This window comes from Ruegeria sp. ANG-R (assembly GCF_000813985.1).
In the GTDB taxonomy this organism is placed as follows: Bacteria; Pseudomonadota; Alphaproteobacteria; order Rhodobacterales; family Rhodobacteraceae; genus Ruegeria.
Genome location: NZ_JWLJ01000002.1, coordinates 70,699 through 96,746 on the forward strand (window position 1 = coordinate 70,699; position 26,048 = coordinate 96,746).

The 26,048-nt window shown below is 53.7% G+C and carries 1 protein-coding gene; it reads right to left on the bottom strand.

From position 1 onward, the window contains the following. Nucleotides 1-8: 8 nt before the first annotated feature. Nucleotides 9-26,045 (bottom strand): tandem-95 repeat protein, encoded by a 26,037-nt coding sequence (locus tag RA27_RS24050; RefSeq protein WP_152610674.1) that lies wholly within the window; start codon nt 26,043-26,045, stop codon nt 9-11. Between the last annotated feature and the right edge of the window lie 3 nt (nt 26,046-26,048).

Below are 26,048 nucleotides of genomic sequence, written 5' to 3' on the forward strand. Positions count from 1 at the left end.
TCCATCGCTTAGTAGAACGTGAACTGGTCGCTATCCAGAGCCGCTAGGCGCGTTCCGGCAAGGAAAATCTCATCACCATTGCCCAGATCAAACAGAACGCCACCATCGGTCTCACTTGCGGCATTCAGCAAGTCATCGAAACTGTCAATCCCCTCAACACGAAGCTTAAGGTTGTCGCCAGCGATAAAGCTGCCTCTGCGCGTTACAGAGCCCTGGAAGCCATATATTGTGTCGCGACCATCACCGGTTTCGAAACGGAAGATATCCTGTCCGCGCCCGGCTAGAAGGGTATCATTGCCGGCACCACCGATCAGCTCATCATCGCCGCCCTGACCGAACAATGTGTCGCGACCTGCGCCACCAACGAGCGTATCATTGCCTCTGCCCCCAAAGAGCAGATCGCGACCGTCGCCACCGTCTAGATAATCATCTCCGCCGCGTCCTAGTAGTACATCACCGCCCGATCCGCCGATCAACAGGTCATCGCCCCTTGAACCAAAGAGAATGTCGGTGCCCTCACCTCCAATCTGGGCATCATCAAACTCGTTTTGGACGGTTACAGACACTGTGGCAGTCGCGGTGTTTTCACCATCGCTGACAGTATAGGTGAACTGATCGGTACCCTCGTAGTCGAAGTCAGCAAGATACTCGACGACACCATTCTCGAAACTGACCTGCCCATGATCCGCCGAACCGACGCTAACGATCTCAAGCGCGTCCCCATCTGGGTCAACGTCGTTTTGCAGCAACGCTGATGGGTCAAGTCTGAGTGCATAAGGGATCTCGACCGTAAAGGCGTCATCCGTAGCAATTGGCGTGGTGTTGAAGCTCTCGAAGGTCAGAGTGAACACGTCTGAAACGGTCTCGGACCCGTCATTCGCAATCAACTCAATCTCGATCGGGCCTGCAGCAGAGCTTGGCGCCATGCCGGAGAAACTGGATCCATTGAACACCAACCAATCCGGAAGCTCATCACCACTCGCCAATCGGGCCGCGAACATCAAGGGTTCACCATCCGGATCAGAGAATACATCGTCAGGTACCGAGATGACAAACGGGGTATTGGTGCGCAGTTGTGCCCCGGCATCGTTCGTGTCAAAATCCGGCAACGGGTTGACCAATATCGGTGCGTCCTGTGTTCCGGCGATCATCAGATTGAAGTCGTCGGAAATCGACGACGTCCCGTCCGAGATGACCAGGCGCAGGCCGAAATCCCCGAACACATCAGTTGGTGCCTGACCTGTCAGGGTCAAAGTATCGGCATCGAAACTGATCCAGTCCGGCAAATCACTGCCATCGCTTTGGGTCAAAGCGAAGCTGAGCGCATCACCATCAGGGTCGGTATAGATCCCTTGCTGCAATTGGATTTCAAACGGCGTATCCTCGATTGCAGATCGATCTGACAGAGGAACCGTCAGAATCGGCAGATCATTAACCGGATCTATAATCAGATCGAAGGCCTGGGTCGAAGACAGCTGCCCATCGCTGACAGTCACTTGCAGCGCCAGCGTGCCTGTGAAATTGACCGGCGGCAAACCGACCAAACGCATGGTTGATGCATCGAATCTCAGCCAATCGGGCAGAGCGGTTCCCCCAACGCGAGTGAGCGTAAAGGACAGGATATCGCCATCCGGATCACTGAAGGCGTCCGCTGGAAGCGTGATATCGATCTCTGTGTCTTCGTCGCTGTGAAATGCATCGATGACGCCGATCTCGGGCGCCTGATTGGCGACCTCAAGCTCAACAATCAACTGCCCATTGCTTTGCAGGACCCCATCCGTGACGACATAGTCGAACACCACCTGACCTCCCAGACGCGGATCACGGGTGATGATAATAACACCGTCATCCGAGATCACGGCATCAAACCCATCGCCACCCGCGATCGAGACGAGCGAGAGCGCATCACCATCCACGTCCACATCGTTACCCAGCAGATCCGAGATCGTCAGCGTGGTCGTGAGATCGGTGCCCATATCAATCAGATCATTGAACGCCTCAGGCGCATCATTGACCGGAGCAAGGGTCAGTGTGACCGTCCGAACGGTTTCAGCCGAACCGTCACTGGCTACGAGTTGCAGATCAATGTCGCCATTAACATCAGCAGGTGGCGTGCCGGTGATGCTCAGTTCATCTGGGTTGAAACTGATCCAATCCGGCAGCGTGGAACCCCCAACCCCGCGCAGCGAGATGGAAAGTACATCACTATCCGCATCACTGAAGACCGCCGGATCAAGTGTGATGTTCAATGGTTGATCTTCGATACCAGTCAAAGAGATGTCAGCAATCACCGGTGCGTCATTCACGGACGAAATCGCCAAATCGATATCGCGCGTGGTCTCGATGTCTCCATCATTTGCAACCAACTGCAGTTCAACAGTTCCGTTGAAATTTGCTGGTGGTTGTCCTGTCACATGAAGGGTGACCGGATCAAACATAAGCCAGACCGGCAAAGTGGCCCCGCCGCGAGACTGGAGCGAAACAGAAACGGTATCACCATCTACATCCCCAAAGATCGCGGGGTCCAAGGTGATATCGAGCGGTTGGTCTTCGACACCCTGAAGCTGAACATCCGCTATCGTCGGGGCATCGTTGACCGGTGCGATGGTCAATGTCACCGGCTCCACCGTTTCCGTCGTCCCGTCAAACGCCGTCAATTCAAGCTCAACTTCCCCATTGAAGTCCTGCGGCGGGGTTCCCGAAATCGTCAGCGTCGACAGCTCAAAGTCGAGCCAGTCCGGCAGGGCTGCCCCACCTGCACCGCGCAAACCGACCGCCAGAGCATCGCCATCCACATCCGAGAAGAGTGCCGGATCAAGAGTGGCCGAAAACGCGGTGTCTTCAGTGCCGGACAGAGATACATCCGCAATCGCGGGGGCATCATTTCTTGCAGCGAAGGTGATGGTCACCGTTCCCGTATCGCTCCGGCCCGTGTTGTCGCTGACCACATAGTCAAATGATGTGGTGCCAAAGAGGTTTTCATTTGGAGTGACCACGATTTCGCCGGTTGGTCGATATTCAACGCTGATACCCGGTGCCGCCGTGACAGATGTGATCGTCAGCGCCTCTTGATCCGGGTCTCTGTCATTGGCCAGGAGCGTTGACGCAAGGATCGTCAGCGGTTGATCCTCAATGCCTGAAAAACTGTCATCCGAAGCGATTGGATCATCAGGTGTGGGCAACAAATCAATTGTGATGGCTCCCTCAACCGGTGCGCCGTTTCCATCCGAAACCCGATAGAAAATGGTGGTTTCGCCAAAGTCATCGGATCTCGGAACAAATTCCCAGTTTCCGTTTCCAAGCTGGTTCAGCGGCCTCTCGACCGATCCTCCTCCAAAGATGTTGGTTTTGGTATAGACCGAGAGCACCGTCAGCGCGTCGCCATCCGGATCAAAGTCATTGGCGAGCAAATCGGCGGCCGAAATCTCCAACGCAGTATCTTCGTTCGTCGTCAATCTGTCAGACACTGCAAATGGCAGATCATTGGCAGGGGCCAGAGAAATCTCTACGTATCCTTCAGATTCCGCGCCACGCGCATCAGTGACCACATAGCGGAAGCCAGCGTTACCAAAATAGTCTGCACGCGGCGTGAAGGTGACAATGCCATTGTCAAGCGACACCGTACCGTTATCCGCGTCATAGACACGTGTGACAGAGAAGGCATCACCTTCAACATCCGCATCATTGGCCAGCAAATCCGCCATATCGATGACAAGCGGCGTATCTTCCGTTCCGTTGATCACTGGATCGGCGATCAGGCGCGGACCGTCGTTAACCGGAGTAACATCCAGAACCACAGTGCCGATTCCTGTCAGACGTCCATCCGAAATCCGATAGGTGAATGTCAACTCACCGTTGAAATCACCATCGGGCACAAATTGGATGTCGCCGTTGGGCAGAATGAAAGTCCGGCCGCCATCAATATCACGATCTATGCTGACGAAGGAGAACGGATCGCCATCGGCATCGCTGTCATTTGCCAGTAGTTCGCTGACGTTGATGGTCAGAGGTGTATCCTCATCGGTTACAAACCTGTCCGTTCCCGCTTCGGGGCGTTGATTGGTCGAGATTACATTGACTCTTACAAATCCCTCATCCGTTCCGTCGGTTCCGTCAGAAACCACGTAGGTAAAGCTGGCTGCACCATCATAGTTAGCTGTCGGCGTGAAGGTGATGACGCCGTTTTCTAAACTTACCGTGCCATTGACTGCATCGCTGACAGACAAAATGCTTAACGGATCATTATCCGGGTCGGTATCATTGGCAGTCAAAGTTGCCGGATCGATCACCAGAACACCATCTTCAAGCACACTGACACGATCATCGACAGCAGTTGGTGGGTCGTTAACAGGTGCAACTTCCAGCGTTACAACAGCCCGGTCGGTCCCCTGCTGATCGTCAGTGATGATGTAGCCAAAGCTGTCGGGGCCATTGAAGCCTGCATTGGGCGTGTAGCGAAGCTGAACACCCAGATTGCCTTCAAGAACTGTTTGCATCGCAATCGGGTTCTCAACAGTGCCATCGGCGCGTGTAACAGTGACCTCGATCTCGAGCGGACCCGTTGCATCAAGCGGGACCAAGCCGGTCAGGATGCCGGTTGCGGGGTCCAAAGACAGCCAGGACGGCAATGGGTCACCATTCGACAGTGCAGCCGAAACCGTATCCCCGGTTGCCAGGGCCGGGTCTACTGGCGTCACCAGCGTCAGTTCGGGCAGCAGAACATCCAAAGTGCCATTCTGCGGCTGCTCGATCTCGATAACACGTATCGCGTGACCATCCTCGTCAAAGTCATTTGCCAGAAGATCCGACAGATCGATCACACGCACCATGTCTTCGGTTGCCGCAACCTCGTCGTTCAGCGCCGTGGGAAGTTCAGGCATCGGTAAGACATTGACGACGATCTCGGCGGGTGATTCAGACACGCCTCCCTTTTCGTCTGCTGCAAGATAGCGCAGCACGATCTGGCCGTTGAAATCTTCTGGCGTGACAAGTTCGAAGCGATCCCCATTGACGATGGTCGAGAAACCATTCGCCTCTGTGACATTATAGGTCGCATCCACCGGCAATTCGGTGAGAACCGAGTAGTTGATCGCACCATCACTGACGTCAATGCGCACCGGCGGCGTACCAACAAAGACCGGAGGCGGTGTGCCATCGAAGGTGAAGGATGCTGGATCAAACCCAAGCCAGCCCGCCAGCGGAGCGCCATTTTCGGTCTGAGCTTCGAGCGTCTCTGCCGGATCAATCGGCAGAGCATAGAGGCCCTGACCGGCAAAGAAGGCGTCGTTGCCGAACAGCTCATTCAGCGCGGGATCGATATCGGATTGCGGATCGATGACGACTTCGATTGCAAAGCCCTGCTGGCCGTGCGCATAGGTGCCATCCGGCAAAACCTGCGGTTCCGGCTCAAAGCGCAACTGTAGCCGAACCGGATCAGTTTCATCCGCAGGAACTTCGCCAACCCGAGTCAATTCCAATGTATCCGCATCGAAGTCCAACCAGGACGGAAGCGGTTGGTTCCCGGCAGCCTGAAGCGAGAAGGCGCCTGTGCTGATATCGAACAAGGCCATTCTGGGTGCCAGAGAAAGACCGTTTGTCAGATCCGTCGCCGGGTCCACAGTGATGGTGTATTCGTAAAGACTTCCATCTGCGGGATTGCTCAGCGTCAATGCCAGATCAACGGGGTCAACGACATCTGCTGGCCAGTTTCCGGTTAGCAGCAGGGTCGAGGCATCGAATGACAAGCCATCCGGAAGCGCGGAACCATCTGGCAGCGCAGCCGTCGCAACCACTGCATCATGCATTCGGTCGAGGTCGAAGCCATAGGAGATCTCGACCGGGTCACGCTGAGAGTAATCTTCCTGAATGACGCCCAAAACCGAAACGCTCTCAAAGAAGATCACATCACCTTCTGGATCAAGGTCATTGCCAAACACTTCACCCGGAATAACTGTGATGGGCAGATCTTCCAGACCCTGCGCAATGTCGTCACGCAGCACCGGCCCATCGTTAGACGGCAGAATGGTGACGCGGACATAGGCAACATCGAAGCCGCCATTTCCATCGGCCACCTGATAGATAAAGCCTGCGTCCCCATTGTAGTTCGAGCGCGGTGTAAACTCGATCATGCCGTCGTCATTGAGTGCGACTTTGCCATTTTCGGCAAAGCGATCGAGACCGGACAGGAACAGCACCTCGTCCAGCGGATCGGTGTTGTCGGTGTCATTTGCCAAAAGATCGGCGGGGTCGATTATCAGAACCTGATCTTCAAGCGTCGTGAACGGTCCATCATCATGTGCAATCGGCGCATCGTTGAGTGGGATGACGGTCAGATCGACATTGATCGTATTGCGTTCACCCCGTTCATCGACAAGATCATAGGAAAATCCTGCCGCGCCAAGCGCGTCAGGCGTGAAGGCAATCACACCCAGATCTGCATCAAAGGTCATCGAGCCGCCAACTGCAGAATGCACACCATCGAATGAGAAGGCGTCGCTCTCGATGTCAAAATCGTTCGACATGAGGTCAGCTACGGTAATCTCATGCGTACGCTCCAGACGGATCGTGAATTCGTCCTGTCCGCTGCGCGGCGCATCGTTGACCGGTTCGATATAGAGCTCGACATCAGCGCTCGACGTCGCTCCATCCGGGTCCACGATCACATATCGGAAACCGGCGAACCCGAAGTGATCCGTTTTCGGCAGGAAGTACACATGCGTTCCGTCCGCATAAAGGATACCGTTGGAGCCGGAAGATGAGAACGGTCCGGAACCAATGCCGGGCTGTGTCCGATAAACAGCATCGCCGTTGTCGTCATAGATCGGCGTCAATTCGAGAATGGTGAACGGATCACCATCCACATCATAGTCGTTCCCCAGCAGATCAGCGTAGGAAATGCGCAGAACAGTGTCTTCGGTCCCGGTGAAGATGCCATCGTCCACACCGACCGGCGCGTCGTTGACCGGTGCAACATTCACTTCAACCCGGGCAGTGCTTTCGCGCCCGAACTGATCGCGCAGCGTGTAGTCAAAGAACGCATCGTCATTAAAGTCCTGATCGCCAAGGAAGGAAATCTGACCTTCAGGCGTGATGCTGACAGTACCGTTGACGGCATTGGAAACCGCAATCAGTTCGATGCCATCCGCACCTTCGCTGACGTCGTTTGCGATAAGCAAGCTCGGGTCGATAATCGCTTCGACATCTTCCAGTGCCAGACGATAGATATCATCCGCAGCATTGAAGCGGCCTACCCGTTGCAGTGCTTCAATCTGATCCCGATCCCAGATCGTTCCATCAGCAAATACAACTTCCTCGATACCCAATTCCGCATTGAGGAAATGATCGCGCACGCGGAGTGTATCGATCAGGAACCCTTCGTCACGTTCCAGTTCCAGAAGAAGGTCATCCCCTTCGCGAATGACCGAGAGGTCTTTTGGTGCGATATCCGAGGCCAGAAGGACACGGTCGGTATCGCCCGCATCCCCGGCTTCGATCACCAGATCGGTGCCGCTGTCATAGCCAAAGACATAACTGTCCGATCCGGCCCCACCCGAGATTTGATCGTCGCCCCAGTTGCCATCGAACTGCTCGTCCGCAGCACTTCCGACAAATGTGTCATCCCAGACCGAACCGCGCAGCGCTTCGATATTGGCATAGGTATCGCCCAGAGCTTCCCCGCCGGTTCCCTGACCGGTTGCCAGATTGACGCCAACGCCCTCATCTGCTGTCGAGAAATCTGCTATGTCAAAGCCGTCACGTCCATCTATGACGTCCGCACCGCGCCCGCCACGCAATGTGTTGTTGTTCGCATCACCACGGATCGTGTCGTCATGGTACGAGCCCTGGATGATCTCGATACTGTCGAAGACATCACCTTCGGCATCACCGCCGCCAGCGCTGCCATCCTGCATGTCAACGGTCACACCTTCCGCTGAAAGGGTGTAGTCCGCTGTATCGATGCCTTCACCACCAAATAGCTGATCTGCCCCTCGACCACCTGACAAAAGATCATTGCCAGCAAGTCCGCGCAGCGTGTCATTGCCACGCCCGCCCGACAGTTTGTTTTCTTCCGCAGAACCCGTAAGCACATCGTCGTGATCAGACCCGAACAGGTTCTCGATGTTCGTCAGGGTATCGCCTTCCGCATCACCGCCAGTCGCCAGATTTTCAGCAAGGGACACCGATACACCGGCACTGGAGTCGCGATAATCCGCTGTGTCGGAGCCTTCACCCCCGTCAAGCGCATCGCCACCCGCGCCACCGACGAGGACATCATCTCCGGCATCGCCAAGCAATGTGTCAGCGCCGCCGCGCCCTTCCAGAAGGTCGTGACCACGGCCACCTTCAAGCCGGTTATCCGCAAGGCCACCCGACAGGCTATCATTCCAGTCCGATCCGATCAGACCTTCGACATTGGTCAGAATATCGCCAGCGGCGTGACCGCCCTGCCCCAAACGTGAGGCCAAGTCGGCGCGCACAGCGACATCAGATGCGGCGTAGGTAACCGTATCGAAACCTTCGCCGCCATCGATGGTATCCCCATCATCGCCACCGTCGATCAGGTCGTCCCCATCGCCTGCAAGGATATTGTCCGCTCCCGCTCCGGCTCGGATCACATCCGCCCCGTCATGAGCTTCGATGATGTCGCCACCATCAAGACCTTCAATGGTCTCTGCCAGATCGGTACCAATCAGCAGATCAATCTCATTTGTGCCTGTGAGAATGCGGCCATAGCTATCTTCTACAACCGCCGTAACTGTCGCCGTGTCCTGAATGCCTTCATCGTCCACAATAGTGTAGGTGAATTCGACCGGGCCAGAATACCCTTCGGGCACGCGTAGCACCAGGAAATCGCCGCGCCGTTCGACTGTACCGACCGTTGCGGTGCCAACCGCGTCGAATTGGAAAGAACGGTCCGCAACCGACACATCTTCGGCATCATCGACATCGAAGTCATTCGCCATAAGTTCTGAAATCCGCACCACAAGCGGAACACCCAATGGTGTGGTTCCGGCATCATCGGCAACGGCACTTGGCTGATCGTTGACCGGGATAATATCGATATCAACAAAGCCTTCCGAAACGCCGTCAGCATTATCCGAGACAAAATACACGAAACCCGATTCTCGTGTTTCGTTCAAACCCGGTGTGTATTGGAAATCGCCATTCGCAAGTCGTTCCAATGAACCGGTAAAGGACCCATGCAGGAATTGTTCCTGCAGATTAAGCGGGCGCCAGCCAATAATTTCCAACGGATCGCGATCGATATCCGTATCATTCGCGAGCAGGACGTCGGCCGGTATGATGATCGGCACATCTTCGTAGACGGTGATCCTGTCAGACCCCGCAACCGGCGGTGCGTCCCCAACATTTTCAAAGAAGAGCGTGACCGTCGCATCGCTCACTGCACCTTCCGGATCGGAGATCAGGTAGTTGAAGGTAGTCTCACCCCAGAAATCTGCGTCTGGTGTGAATATCACCGTGCCCTGGTCGGTGATTTCAATCGCCCCGTTGGCGGGCTCCGAGACGTTTTCGAATGTCAGCGCAAGACCTTCGACGTCATAGTCATTTTTCATCAGCTCCGAGATCGGAATCTCAAGCGGTACGTCTTCCGTCCCTCGCAGAATATTCTCGAAGGCGGAATCCGTGTAGTGATCCGCGCGGGTTACCGGGCGATCGTTTTGGGCTTCGATTTCGATATAGAACGTGCCGGTTGAAACAGCCCCTTCACCATCGCTGACGCGATAGTTGAACTGGGCTGTTCCATCAAAGTTCGCCCAAGGATCGAAACGGATTGTATCGTTGTCGAGAGCAACCGCCCGACCGCCATATCCTCCCGTAGTTATGTCAACGAAGGTGAGCGTATCTCCGTCGCGATCAATATCGTTTATCAACAGATCCTGCGTCTGAATGATCAAGGGATTATCCTCGATCGTATGGAAAGTGTCGGATTGCGGCTCAGGTGCGTTGTTTACGGGTGTGACGGTGACATATGCCCGTCCGGTCGCAGTTGCGCCATCCGGGTCTTCCACTGTGTATTCAAAATATGTCTCGCCAAAGTAGTAAGCCGTGGGGGTTACCAAAATCTGGCCATCATCCGTCAGCACAACGTCCAGATTGGCATTTCCGGTCACGGACGTAACGGTCAGCGGATCGCCATCAGGGTCCACATCGTCAGACGCCAAAGCGGCCGCGAATATCTGGAACGGGACATCTTCGGCGGTCTCAAAACCCGTATTGTCATTCGCAACAGGCGCATCGTTAACCGGCGTAACATTGATCGTGACGATTGCTTCTGCGCGACCGCCTTCCGGAGTATTCGCAACATAGGTAAAGCTATCGATGCCACTGAAATCAGCGTTGGGTGTGTACGTAATCTGGCCATTACTGGCCAAACTGACATTACCATTCTCGGCGCCAAATACCTGACTGACGATCATCCGATCTCCATCCAAATCGTTGGATAGCAGGCGAACAGCATCAATGGTCAGGAAGCCATCTTCTTCAACCTCAAAGCCATCGTCATTACGCGCCTCTGCAACGGGTCTGACCCTGAGATCCACATAGCCTGTGCTGATCCCGTTTCGCCCATCTGAGACGGTATAAGAGAACCGCGTCGGCCCATAGAAATCTGCATTGGGCGTGAACATGATGTTGCCCTGCGCATCAAGCTCGGCAAACCCGGCCTCACCACCATCAACCGCGATGATCGTAAGTGCGTCACCATCCGCATCGAAATCATTGCGCAGAAGCGTGTTCGCATCCAGCATCAACGCTTCGCCACTGGTGGCGGTGAAATACCCATCGTCGGTGACAACAGGTGCGTTGTTACTCAGCAGAGTCTCAATGATACTAGGCGTCCATTGTTGGCCGTCCGAGAACATGATCTGCTCAACGCCGGATCGCCCGTCGGCCAGTGCATCAACGATTGTAAGGCTGTCCTCCGGTGAACTCGCAAAGGTGATGACAATCGTGTCACTGCCTTTGAACAAGCGAGCAACCGAGGCTTCGGAAGACACAAAGTCAGGGAGCTCAATCCGATCATGACTAGGATACTGGCTGTCCACCTCAACAATGGTGTCATTGCCATGGCCACGACGGAAATAGTAGGTATCGCTTCCTTCGCCACCGGACAGCGTATCATCACCTGCGCTTCCGTCGAACGTATCGTTCCCGTCAAAGCCCTCTACGGGCTCGGAATACTCGGTCTGAGCAAAGCGGATCGCCTCAGACCGCATATCGTCACGGGTCCAGATCGTGTTGTCAGAGAATTCGATCCGATCCACGCCATTGGAACTAGTCGAAAGAACGTTCTCCAGAATAATCCGGTCGCGACTGTCCTTGAACAACAGCACGAGATCCAGACTGTCTGCACCAGCCCGAAGCGCATAGGACAAATCTTCTGGCGCATAATCCGGCAAGCGCAGCACATCGTTGTTTGAGTACGCGCTATCCGAGATGCGATCATCCCCGTCACCGGCCCGGTAGACATAAGTATCATCTCCGCCCCGGCCGTCGATGAGATCCGCTCCCGCGCCACCGGTCAGCGTTTCGGCAGCCGCGGTCCCAATCACATAGTCATCGCCGCTTGTTGTCTGCTCAGCCAACAGCGCCGCTTTGATCTCATCAATCGTGACGATTTCAGCAGAGCCGGCAAGCTCGATCTCATCAATTGCGTTGGAGCCGGACTCCAGCCCATTACGGATCGTAATCTGATCGCCACCATCAGGAAGCCGGATAATCAAATCCCGCCCTTCCGCGCCCAGACGGTCAAACTCAAGATCCGAGCTGTCATAACCCGTAATAACGATACGGTTTGTCCCGGCACCGGTTTCCGAGATCACATCCGAACCGTCACCTCTCGTAAAGAGATAGGTGTCGTTACCGATCCCACCCGACAGAAGGTCATCACCCCCGAGGCCCGTAAGAGTATCATCACCATTCGTACCGGTGATGATGTCATTGCCAGACGTTGGTTCAGTGACTGAAAGCTGACGGAGAATTTCCGCGCCGTCCCATTCGGTGCCATCATCGAAACGGATGAACTCGATCGCGCGGGACGAATAGCGCGCGCGCAGGGTTACAATGCCTTGATCCCCGGCACCTTCCGAGCTTTCGTTAACGATGACTTCGACATCGCCGTCAAATCCACGGCGCAATGTCACATCGCTCGGATCAATGTCGCGGAGTTCCAAGACGTCGGCACTACCGGCTTCGTCGGCGATTCGGTCGAACCCATCTCCCCGCACGTAGATGTAGGTGTCATTCCCCTCAAAACCTTGGAGAAGGTCATCACCCCGCCCGCCAGTGATCGTGTCGTCTCCATGCGTTCCCTGAAGCAGGTCGTTGAAGACAGTTGTCCGGTCAGCCAGTACTTCGGAGGCTATTTCGCCGAGGGTCAAAATAGAGCCGTCGCCGAACTCAATTCGCTCAATTCCGATTCCTGCCTCAACGCTGCCGTAGTCGTCAGACCGGCCCATCAGCATCCCATGAACAAGAATAGCTCCTCCGTCCGCTGCACCGGGTGCAGTCTCGGCGATGCGAAGTACGAGGCCCTCCGGCGTGATCTCGAAACTGATCTCGTCCCGATTTATGTCACTCAGAACAATTTCGTCGATATCGGTAGCGGTGTCATCTGAACCGGCTTCGAGAATTTCATCGTCGCCATCGCCGCGTGCATAGATATAGCGGTCGGACCCATCCAAACCGCGCAGAATATCATCACCCAATCCACCGGAAAGCGTATCCGACAGGTTGCTTCCCTGAAGATCATCCGATTGATCCGTATCAGCATCCCGAACCAAATTGGCAATCTCATCCGACAGTTGGACGATATCTCCGTTCGAGAATCTCAACAGCGGGATTAGAGATTGGTTGTATGCGTCTGATACAAAAGCATCCCGAATAGTGATGCTACCTGCTTCAATACCGCGCGTTGTGTCTTCCACAATACGGATGATCAAATCGTGCCAATCGCGTTCGAACACGACGTCAGAAATCTCTAATCCGTTAAGCTGAAGCTGCTCTGCTGAAAGAGCTCCCGAAATCACATAGGTATCGTGGCCATCACCATTGGAATAGGTGAAACTCGCCACTGCGCGATGAACAACCACCACATCATCGCCCTTGCCCATTTCAAAACGAGTAGGCTCTGATTCGTACTCCACTTTGATGAAGTCGTCGCCATCCGTTCCCAGTTTCGGAACCGACATGTCAAAGATTGTTTGGGCGTCCCAGACAACACCGTTATCAAAAATCACTTGCTTGAGAAGCGGCCGCGAAATGGAGGTCTCGCCTTCTTCCGTATAACGACGTTCCACAGAAAACCCATCGACGAACCGGAGTACGCCACCGTCCCCGGCACCCGGCGCACTTTCAGCAATCCTGATCAGTAGGTCTCTCTCGTGATTAGTAATTTCTACTTCGGTAGGTACAATCCCGCGGAGATCTAAAATACCTGAAGCGATCTCCGGTCCTTGCAGATAACCAAGGCGGACCACGTCATTGCCGTCACCACGCTCATAGACGATTGTTGCTTCACTGGTTTCGTTGCTCGGTCCACCGAATGGTCCATCCAAGACAGCCGCTCTGGTATTGATGACATCATCACCTTTTCCCGCGTCTATGATCAGCGGTCCGGCATTGTCTGTATAGTTCAGGAAATCGTCGCCATCTGTCGCTTCGATTGTGGGCACCAAACCTAGCAGATCTTCTCCGTTGAGGATCGTCCCATCGTCTAGAATGACTTCGGCTCGAGCGAGGTCGTCGAGCGAACCCAACAGGACTTCACCGGAATCCGAACCATCTGACAAACGGCTCGCAATTTTAAGGGCAACTAGACCTCCACGGCTTTCGACGGACAATTCGCTTTCAAGAACACCGACAAGTGAAACACTGATCTCAGCCGGTGGAAGCGGAATATCAAGGTACGTTTCAGCAAGGCGGTTATATTCGCTTTGCGAGATGTTTCCGTCTTGAAGCGCTACTTCCAAAGCAATCTGAAGTGGCATGCCAATGCTTTCGCCATCTGAAAAGTCAATCCAGAAATTATCCAGACCAGGCTCCGATGCGATCAGATATCTGTTGAGCTCGGGCCCATCCGGAGTGATTGCTTCAACAACAATGAATAAACTCCCTAGCTCGAATTCATAGGTGATTTGTGGGCCTGAAACAGGGCCGAAAAACTCAGAGCTGGTGATTGGAAGCTCTACCGCAGGCAGATCAAGCCTGGACTCTGTAGCGGAATATGTAGCTGTTAAGTAGTCAACGTCAGCTTGAGAAATACTCTCAATACGAGCGGCGTTCCGCAATTCATCCGACAGCAAGCGGAAGATAGTGTCACCATTTGAAAACTGGATGAAGAACGAGTCGATTTCGGGCTCGCTTGCAATAAGAGTGCGAATTGCGTCGGATCCATCGGGTGCAGTTCCCGGTAAGAACAGATACAAATCGCCTGCGTCGAACTGGAGCTCTCGGTTCCCTCTGTTGAAAAACTCATCGATGGTAAGATCAAATGAAACTACCGCAAGACCCGGTAAGTCCAAGGGTGTGGGTTCCGGGAAAACAGGAAGACCACCCGGCGGGCCACTTGGGGGGCCATTGGCTTCACTTTCAGAGTAGACAGCATAGGAGCCATTTTGCACTCCCCGCTCGAAGGTGAAACTGTCTTCAAAATTCCGCTGGCTGGATTGCTCGGCGTTCTGAGCCATTATCAGCAAATCGTTCAACGTCAGAGTTTGGCCGTCGGAGAATATGTAGGTGCCAATTGAGGTACTATCGTATTCGGCCTCAGCGGCGGCAATCCGAATGCTGCCTTCAGTCGAGCCGTAGGTCAGGAGGAGATCGCGTCTTTCATCAAAGGAATCCGAGCGGAATGGCAGCAACCACGCTTCGATTTCATCGGAGGCTATATCAACGAAATTGACCGCGCCCTCTGCATCTCCGTAAAACTTGATACTAGAAATGACATCATGACCGCCATTGCGCGCATAGTTGAAGGTCGTTGCGAGGTCACCGTCGTCCTGCCCTTGAAAGAAGTTCTCGCTTGCAGATGTTGAAGTGATTTCATTTTGATATGGGCTGACAGAAACGTCGATGGAACTACCCGCCGGAAGTTCGTAGGTCTTCCAAGCCGATGCAATGTCCGCGATACCCCAGATCGTTCCATCCGCGAACTCGATCTCTTTGAGTGCATTTTCAGCTTCACCAAGCCAAATACGGTCACTGCTTCCAACAACACGCATTTCGCCTTCGAAAAAATTCTCCCTCTGCCCAAGCGGTAGAGGTGATCGTACCAGTTCGATATCATCTGGATTTAGATCATTCAGTTTCAGACGGTACTCGAGTCTGCTATATTCATCTGGGTCGCGCAGAATGGAGTCCACCCCATCCCCTCGAGAATACACAACCGTGTCGAGACCATCTTCCGGCAACAGCAGGTCGTCACCACCTAGACCTTCCAACGTTTCCGCTGCGTCACTGCCTTTGACACGGTCATTGCCCTCTGTTGTGGATGGAAGCGGGCGCGGCAATGTCCTTTGATTGATCTGATAGACTGACCACGTTGTCCCGCCCTCAAATCTGATTTCATCAATGGCAGTTTGTTCGTCCTGCTTGTATCCGCGAACTTCTACCCGATCATTCGTCCCTTCAAAGGTCAGTATGTATCCTTGATCATCGACAGGGTGCCGCGTAATTGTGACTTCATCTGGAGTGTAGCCGCGAATTTCAAGGGTGTTGAACCGTTCGTCGAGTTGGTTGAGGATTGTGTCCTGACCATCGCCGCGATTGAAGACGATATCGTCGTTGCGATAGGTGCCTGCTACAATGGTATCATTGCCCGCGCCCCCTTCGATATCTGAACGCACAGGCGTGCCATAGATCACATCGTCGCCATCGGTGATCTCGGCTGCAAGAAGAGACGCTGCAATATCTTGCAAATCCAGTGTCCCATCATCGAACACAAAATCACGAACGACACGCTGATAGTCGTCAATGCTGTGGCCAGAGACATCAGACAATCCATTCGAAACAACGACTCTGTCATCGCTATCGTCAAAGGTTATGACCAGGTTGTAGCTGCTTGCAGCCGACAAAGAGAAATGAGCATCACCAATATTGTAGCCTTCGAGGCGCAATGTGTTTACGTCGTAGTAGTCTCTGCCTCCGTCAATGAGGTCTTGCCCACCGCCCCTGGTGAACACATAGGTATCCGAACCATTGCCTCCATCATAGATTTCATTGGCGTCCGATCCGGAAATCGTGTCGTTTCCGTTTGTTCCTTCAAGAACTCTCGGACCCGCTGGAACCGTCGCGCGCTGCATCGCAACAAACAAGTTTTCCTGGTTCCAAACAGACCCGTCGGCGAATTCGACGTGGGTGACGCGTGGTCGCCAATCATCAAGAGCGTCTATTAATGTTACCTCATCACCGTTCCCCAGGCGCAGGACAATATCCGCGCTGACGCGAACAACCCCTTCATCGCGGAACAAAGTGACATAGTTTGCTGAGTTTTCGACCGGGACCACCGAGATCTCTGAAGCCAGATGATCCGGGAGAACCAGTGTATTCACCTGGTAGCGCGATCCCGATTCCTCAATGATATCTCGGCCATCGCCTCGCCGGAAAACAAACCGGTCATTCCCGGCTCCACCGTCCAACTGATCATAGCCTTCGCCACCTTCGATGACGTCGTTATTGTTCGTTCCAACAATAGTGTCGTCGAATCTGGTCCCTTGCGTCAGCGTCGCAGTGAACATCTGCGCTTGCGTCCAAACCGTTCCATCACTGAACGAAATACGATCTACGCCATTCAGCGCATCATCATAGCGCAGTAGAATTTCGTCTGATGTGCCATTGAAGCGGAGAACAAGCTCACTCCGGTTCGCATCCGGACGAGACAGAATGACTTCCTCAGGATTGTACCCGAGCAGTGACAACGTGTCGGTCCCACCGGTGTCAGAGATGATGTCCCGACCATCCCCCCGACGGAACGTGTAAGTGTCATTCTCGTCGCCACCGCGAATGTCATCGTCACCGCGGCCTGCGTCGACATGGTCCTGCTGGCTGGTGCCGAAGATCAGATCATCACCGTCGCTTTGCTGTTCCTCTATCAGAGCACGCAAGAGGTCGGACTTGTCCCATTGGGTCCCGTCCGCAAAGGCGATGGTTGGAACAACAGCCGCAGTACGGGCGCCCACCAGAACAATCTGGTCCCCGGTTTCGGAGAAAGACAGCGTTAGGTCATCACCATCAATGCGGGTTACGCGCACTTCGATGTCAGCGACCGTCAGATCATCCAGCGCAATGACGGCGTTTCCAGCTGTGCTCGGTAGAACAACCCGATCAATTCCGTCACCCGGACGGAAGGTCAGCTGAGTATCTGCATCCATGATAACACTGTCAAAACCGGCACCCGGCGTAATGGCGATATCGCTTGGCAGATCACGCGCATCAATATTATCCATGCCGCTGTTCTGACGCGCTTGCAGCGCAAGAACTCTTGCCTCCTGCAGGCTCAGTTCGCTACCATCTGCAAAGACGAAGAACTCAATCCAGTCCGCACTGTCAGACGATGCGCCTTTCAGAATGACAAGCGTTTCACCCGTTCGATCCAACGTAATCAGGAAGTCTTCGCCAACTTCTGCAAACGACACATCAGTCTGCGTGATACCTACGCCAAATTCGACACGGTCATCTCCGCCCGAGTCGCTGGCCGAGTCCGCATCGTCCCCATAACCGAATTGATAGGTATCGTTGCCCGTTCCACCTACCAGGGCATCAGATCCAGCCCCGCCTGCCAACACGTCATCACGATTATCAAAGCCGATGAGCTGATTGTCGGTGTCATCCCCTTCCAGAAGGCGATCCCGGAAATCATCCGTTGTCAGCGTAGTACCATCCGCGAAAAGAAACTCTTCAATTGTTGTGCTTGCCAGACCGCCAACAATGGTCAGAACGTCCTCGCCATTCCCCAGGTCGATGAGCAGATCGTCTCCGTTCCGTCGCACGATAAGGCTATCCGCGCGAACGGTTTCACCAAAGATCACCCGATCGATGATACCGTCTGCATCTGTGCGTTCCTCAATCCGGTCGAGATCGTATCCGGCACCAAAGGCATAGAGATCTCCCAGATCTCCACCCCGCAGGATGTCGTCGCCCTGACGCCCGTCTAATTCATTGACCTGATCCGGCAGTCCTTCGATGACGTTGTCGCCACGGTTACCGCCTGCGATCTGGAGCATCTCCTCGACATCAGAGATTGAAATGACACTTTGATCATAGAACTTGAACAGTTCGACGCCTGTGGTCAGCGAAGCAAATTGGTCGCGAATACGCAACGTATCCGAGCGGTCTTCGATAGAGACAACAAGATCATTTCCATCTTTGGTAAAGATTACATTGTCTCGCGTGATATCCCCGCCAAACTCGACAGTGTCTGGGGTGATATTCGGAACGAAACGCCGATCCTGCCATGCGGCGCGCTCTTGCGCGTCCACGATAACATCCTGGCCATATCCTGCATCGAACTTGTAGGTATCGCCACCATCGCGACCGATCAGGATATCGTCACCGCCGCGACCATCCAGGGTTTCCGTCAGATTTGACCCGGTGATGGTTTCGTCAGCAGAAGTGCCGACAAGATCGATATCTTCTGCGTTCACATCGGTGAACACTATGATGCGATCATCGAAGTGGAATTCTTCTACCGCATGGATCTGCTTTTTATCGCGCACATATTGATCGCGCAGGATCAGACGATCGCCCGTATCGTTGATCGTGATGATCAGATCAAGATCAGTTCGGCTGAATGTCACATCCGCAACATTCACACCGTTGAATTCGACCCGGTCAAAGCCTCCATCAGATACGATGGTGTCTTCGCCATACCCCCGTTCAAACACATAAGTATCATTGCCGCCCTGCCCGATCAGGATATCGTTTCCAGCCCCGCCATCGATGCGATCGGAAACGCTAAACCCATAGATGACATCGTCACCTTCAGTTTTGGCAATATCGACATAGTGTTGAAGCAGTTTGGTCCAGGACCAGACCGTCCCGTCGCCAAATTCAATCTCTTCGATCTTGTTTATTAGTCCGGTAAACGGAGGCCCTACTTTCAGGAAGTCCGTGAGCGTAATTCTATCCTGAGTGCCGGAAATACGGAACGTCAGCGTATCGCTGCCACCATCACGTTCAAAGTCAAAATCGCTCCACCGCAGGTCGTCTTTGAACTGTATGCGATCTGTCGGTTCTCCAAAGATTTTGATGCTCAGATCATTATCTTCAACGACATCATGACCATATCCCCGACCAAACACATAAGTGTCGGCCCCTTCAAGACCAGTCAGATAGTCATCGCCACCGCGACCATCGAGTGTATTGTTATTGACCAGACCATAAATGGCATCATCACCCGATGTGCCCGCCTCATCGATAACACGTGCAGCGATTTGTTCGAAATCCAGTGTTTCGCCATTGTCGAACACGAACCGTTCGATCAGGTAGGGTGAAATGTACTCTTCGTCGAAACCCGCAGCAGCCCCGATGGCGCCAAGGTTCAGCGAGATGCCGTTGAACTGTCCTTCGACATAAAGGCTGTCACCGGTCTCAACTCCATCTGCATCAAGCAGATAGATTTGGAGATCGTCTGAATCCCCGTCTCGTTGCAACCGCAGGGAGTCAGACGTGATCCCTTCTCCGAAGAAAAGAAAGTCCATACCAGCCCGGATCGGCCCCAGGCTCGCTTGCGATAGGACAGAAACTCCGACCAGCGCTTCGCCAATAACGTCCTGACCATCGCCGATATCATAGAAGTAATAATCCCCTCCCGCGCCGCCGCGCAGAACGTCATTACCCTTGCCCCCGCGCAGCACGTCGCCCGAGCCAGACCCCACAACAATATCGTTAGTGTCCAGTGGATTGCTGACCTCGATGGCCATTTGGAATCGATTCCAGAGCACACCATCGCCAAATGCGATTGTATCTACGCCGGATTCCAAACGGGATCCATTGGACAGCAGCGGGTTCAATTCACCCAGGAACTGATCTTTGATCCGGACGACATCATCACGCCCGGCAATGGTCAGGACCAGATCCTCGCCATCACGCATAGCGGTCACATCAGATGACAACACCCCTGCCAACCGCAGGCTGTCCTGCTGTCCGGTATCCACGTCATCTATCACATCCGAGCCGGAGTTCTGCCCGAGGAAATAGAAATCCGCGCCGCGACCCCCTTTGTAGACCTGATCCCCTTCTGTCATGTGGAAATAGTCGACACCCGTGGAGCCCAGAACCTCAGTGGCATCGGCATCATGATCGCGCAGGCGGTTTTCGTTCAGCGACAGCGCATACATCACGCTGCGCAAATCCAGATCAGTTGGGATCGTCTCAAATGCCGGCAGCATCATTTGCATGATGAAGGCCTGATCCACACTGATGGAACTGCCTGCAACATTGCCCTCACCCGAAGGTAAGTAGTCAGGGTAGACCTGCAGCAGGATTTCGTTCCAATCACTCAGATAATCGCGCGCTGCGTCATACCCGCTTGGGACACTTTGGAATATGGCTTCGAATACGGGCTGCAACTCGTAATCTGTTGTCGCAGTGTAGCGATCGATCTCCGGCTGGTATTCGATGCCATTGGCAAATTCGGACAGGCCGCCCTGAAACGCCATGCGCACGGCAAACGCGCGGCTGAACGACACATATTGGTCTGCGACAGGCCCCAGCAAATCCAACATCAATTCGATTCCAGAGACATAACCGTCCGGTCCAGCCACGCCGGTATCGATTTCCGGGCTGACTGTATAGCTCAGATCACCCGAGGCATCATCGATCGAAGCGGTCAGCATCTCCGGCTGGAATTCCAGCCCGGCCAATAGCATAGCCAGTTGGAACTGCGCTGGCGTCAGTAGTTCAACACGGAACTGGCTGTCATCATCCGAGCCAACCTCGTCAAGCGTATCGAAATCAATCTCATAGTTGCGCAGATTGAAGTCCTGCGCCGATCCGTATTTCGACTGCAGTTCCAGCGCCCGGTCCAGATTGCGCGCCCAGACATAGAAACTGCCATCCTCGTCTGTCACCAAAACGGTATAATCGACCGCTTCACCGTCGATAAAATTGATCCCGATGGTTGGGACCGGCAGGTCAGCGAGCGGTTGGTGACCAAATTCTTCCACGCGCCATTCGCGGCCAGCGCCGGGAGACATCGCCACAATGTCGTCGATACTCGGCTCCGCGATGATCGACCCGTCCGGCGCGGTCACATCTGCGCCGCTCGCCAGCGTCCAGATGTTGTTTTCTTTGACGGCATAATCCAGAATAACCGCACGCCCATCGATCACCTCGACCAGATAAGCCGTCTCTTCACGATGATTGAGCGGTTCCGAACGATCCGATGGCGAGAAGACCTGTTCGATCTGCCAGTTTGTCCCAACGCTCACTGCTTGCGCCATGATGTCGGATAGCTGGGGGCGGTCGATCGTCGAACCGTCAGCTGCCTGCACAGGATTGCCGCTGGCCAGTTGCCAGAAACCACCCTCTGAATCTTCAGCCCAGATGGCGCGATCAATAAGCGCGCCTGTCTCATCAAGAAAAACCGGCACCAGTTCACGGGTAAGCGGCTGCGACAGCGCCCATTGGCCAAGAGTTTCGCCCGCAGCTTCGACGAGTGCGTTCAGGTTGGGTTTATCCATGGCCGCGCTAGCAGCAAGCGCCAGCTCTCCGACACGGAAGTCGTTCGACATGACAATGTCAAAATTGACAACCTGTCCAAACCCTCTCGAATAGATTGCGTCATCCTGAATCCACGAAGCCGCGCCATGCTCGCCGCGGAAGATCGTATTTACCTGATCAGCGGCCAGTTCCGCATCGAACAGATTGCCCGTACTTCCATCTGTACGAGTAAACGTGCCTTCCCGCAGCAACTCGTTGTTCTGAGGCGTCGTAATACCCAGTTCAGTTGTTGTTAGAGAGATAGACGCGATATCCAGATCTTCCAGACCGGAAAGCTCATCCGCCGTGGTCTGCGCGTCCTGATTCAGATCCTGCCAGACCTGCAACTCAGAATAGGCACTATCGCTTGCATCGATAACACCATCACCGTTTTCGTCGTGTTGGGAAAGCTCCTCAAAGCCGGACAAGCCAACGCCGCCGAACATTTCTGAGATGTCGTCGATCTGGCCGTTGCCGTTTAAGTCCAGAACGAGAAAGCCGTCATCTGGGGCCACCCAGCCTACTTGCTCTGCGAAGAAATCACCATCCGTGTCGAAGAAAACGCCGGATTCTTCACGAGCAATGGTTTCGATGCCGTCACCGTCCAGATCGAGGATCAATGGATCTTCGCCGTCAGACCATTGCATGGCCTTAGTGAATAAGTTCAACGCGCCCGCAAGCGTGAGCAGTTTGTCGATCAGCGGTAGGAAACGGTTAATACCTCCTGGGAAACCCGGGATCATTGCGTTTATCGAAAGATGCGGGTTGGCATTCTTGAACAGCATGCCAAGATCGCCCGCAGCGTCAGGATTGAAACCCTCACCTGCAAAAACGAGATCGACGAGGCTATTCGCGTTCTGAAAATCCTCTTCCGCGCCTTGCCGAAAGCCGGCACTCCAGAAAGTAGCCCGGTCCTGATAGTTCTCGAACTTCATGGCGCCGTACAGTGGGGTGCCGTCTGCAAGTTCATGAACCGACTGAGCTCCCGTCAGCTCATCAGCCAAGCCGCTAAACATATTAATTACATAGAGAGTACTCTTGCCGTTTTCGTCCCTAGTCAGTTGGTAGTTTATGAAGGGCAAGAAGTAGTCGAAATAGACTGAGCTTTGGAATGTAGCCAATCCACTGACACCCGTCACGGCATCAAGCATCACCCCGGGCCCGAAGTACAAAGGCAAGTCATTGGTGCCGCCCACAAGTGGAATACCAAAGAACTTCAGAACGTCATTGGGAGCCGGATCCCTCATGGTCGTATTGGGCCAGAACCAGATGTTGTCACTGTTCTCCGACCCGTCTAAATCCGTTCCGTCAGGGCTCCGCCCATCCTGAGTATCACCATAGATTTCGCCGCCAAATGACGTGTTAAAAATCCAATCACGACCATTACCGCCGACAACTGTTGCACCTTCACCCCTGGAGACGAAAAGCCAGTCGTCGCCTTCTCCACCGGAGATAGTGAGGTGCAGGTCCGTTTTTGCAACTGCACTCCCATCGGGGCTTGCGAGCGAAGTATCAGGGACTTGTTCGCCTGCGCGAATAATCGAAGGGTTATATACGACGATGTTATCGTCGCCTTTTCCACCATCGACCTCGCCAAATTGCAGAGGATTGTCATTCTCATGCCACCCACCAAACGCCTTTGCGAGAGTCCCGATTTCGCCGAAGATCAGATTGTCGGCAAAGTCAGTCCCCTCAACAGTCTCAAAACCGGCTAGTTTCAATGGTGACTTACCGCCGAATGGTTGGAATCCTGTCAGCAGCAATGGTAATTCTGTAGGCGCGAAAATTACCGTGAGAACGGAGGCTAAGTTACCTGGTCGATCGTTTTCCGCGTTTGCGTCAGCTTCACGCATTGCACCGTTAACAAGATCGATACCGAAGCTCAGATCTGCAAATGAAACTTCGTCATAATCAGACTCACTGACTTCCCCTGCCGAAAACCCGTTAAAATCAATATATATTGGTGCGGCAAGCGCCGAATCCTGTACGCGAAACTCATCTCCACGGCGTGAAAGCTGTACACGCTCGATATTTACAAGTGTATCCCGGCTTAGTCGGTTGGTATTGCCGTCTCGGATATCGATTTCGACCGTTGTAACGTCACTACTTGAGCTCAGGCGCGCGGTCTCCAAACGAAGAAGCTCGAAGCCATCATCACTCAGAGAGTCCTCGTCACTCGAGTCCTCCAGCGCTGAATAAACTACTGTGTTTTTTCCTTCGTCTTCTACCCACCAATTGAGGAACCTCTCAAGCCAACCACCCCTCTTCCATGTACCCACATATGTGTCGTTATTGAAATTTTCGGGTAGCTCTTGTTCGGAAGGCAGGCTAAAATCTGGTTGCTCTCCAATCGCGTCGAAGATTTCTTGATCAACACCTGTGGTAAAAACAACGTCCGCCCCAAGGCCTGGATTGATCAAAGGGGTTGCGTTCGCAACGATAATGTTTGACCGAGCATCAGCTCTGATCTCATCTTTTGTGTTCGCATCGAAGTATGCCGCCACAAGCTCAATGTTGGTCAAATCTTCAAATCGAAAACTACCAAGATCTGCTTTGTCCAACGGAGCATCGCTCAACTTAAAGAATACTGTATCCGCAAAGGCAGCAACCAGATCTTTGTTGTTTTTCAACTCCGGCGCGGGCCCATAGGCCTGTTCCAGGATTTCTTTGACGTCTTCGGAATCCAGTTCTCCGACATTTTCACTACCTGAGAGGCCAATGAAATTGAGAGCTTTCCGCAGGAGGCTGGGGTTCTCCTGATAATATTCCTGAATCAGACGTCTGACGCCTACAATTTCGCTTCGGTCAAAATTCAGTTCTGCGGCGCCCTCATGTGTTCTGTGGTCGATGGTCCACAACTCTTCGCTAAGATCCAGAAGCAGAAAGTCTGCCGTTTTGGGATCTTCATAGCCATACCGCTGCTTCTCAAAATTCTCAAAAAACGAAAGAACGCCTTCTTCTGGACGCAAATCGTTAGCATTATTGTAGCTTACTTCCTGCCGCGCCATCGCACCAGCGAACTGCACAGCGATTTCCACAAGCCCCGGCACAAGGGATTCGGCTATCCTTCCGTCTTTAACCAACTGCCCCAGCTCGTTCGCATCATCAAACATGGCCCTGATACCGGTATCACCGAACACCAATCGTCCAGCTGTATCCAAAGCAGAATAGGCTATCGCCGTCTGCATTTTGCCGTCTGCGGTTTTGGTACCCAGAATATCCTTAGGCGTGAAACCTGACGCGCGGCCTATATCTTCTCGGAAAAGTGTTGAAAGGAGTTCATTTGACACTTCGCGCCAAGCAGCTTGTTCCTCACCACCGGTTTGAGCCAGTTCCTCAGCAAACAGCAAGGTTGTTAGCAATGCTTGACCGTGTCGCTGACCCGGGTTTGTTTTCGGGATGGGCGGTGACCAATTAAATGTATCCAACTCTGTCTTGCTCGGAATGTTTTTTTCCGAAGACACTTGGCCGCTGGCAATTGCCTCCCCCAACCAAGCAAGCGCATCGTCAACGCCTGCACTCTGCAGGATGGGGACCTTCCCTGCAAGGAATGCTAGCGCCTTTCCGGTGTACTCCGCCGCCTGTCCGTTCCTGAGGTAGGTATTGATTTCGTCTTTGACGTGATACGCACTAATGTTCTCGTAGTTTGGGTTGATCAGACCAAGCGAACTCAGAACCGACTGCGTCAAGCCGTCATCCAAACGGTTTGGATACCCCGCAGCTTCTGCCAAGGATTGCGCCAGTTCGGCGAGTAACGCAGCTGAAGCTACCCCAAATGGCATATGGTCGAATACGACTGCTTCGGAGCCACTATTCAAAGCAACAAGTCCAGCAAGTCCACCACCCAGAGAATGACCCGTCAGAACGATGTCTCGGTTCATGTGCTCTTCTGGCTTATAGTTCAGAGTTCGATTGGTGTTGTCTTCAAAGAAATTGATTGCGTGATACGCTTGCGATCCTGCCCGTATCAGACTGTCTTCGGACCCTTCACCACCAGCTCCGATGATCCAACCGTTGTATATATCGCTGCCACTAGTATCCGAGCCAAATTTGTTATCTGTCCCTCTGAAGGATAATACCTGAGTGCCGCTCTCAAGTGGCGCGCCGCCGCCAGAAGCAATTACATACGCAACAGCAGCGAACCCGTCTTCTCGTTGTTTTTGATCAGAGCTGCCGACAAATTTGTTTACATCCGCATGTCCTACCGATCCGAAGCCGAGGCCGTCGCCAAGAATATCGTCTTCTTTGTATAGACCGGCGTCGTATCCACGGTTGTAGGCATCCATTGCCAATACTGAAAGAAACAGTTCCTTAGAAATACTCATGTA

What these genes read in the sequence shown, in the direction of transcription:
- RA27_RS24050 (WP_152610674.1), bottom strand. Translation starts at nt 26,045, where the DNA reads ATGAGTATTTCTAAGGAACTGTTTCTTTCAGTATTGGCAATGGATGCC.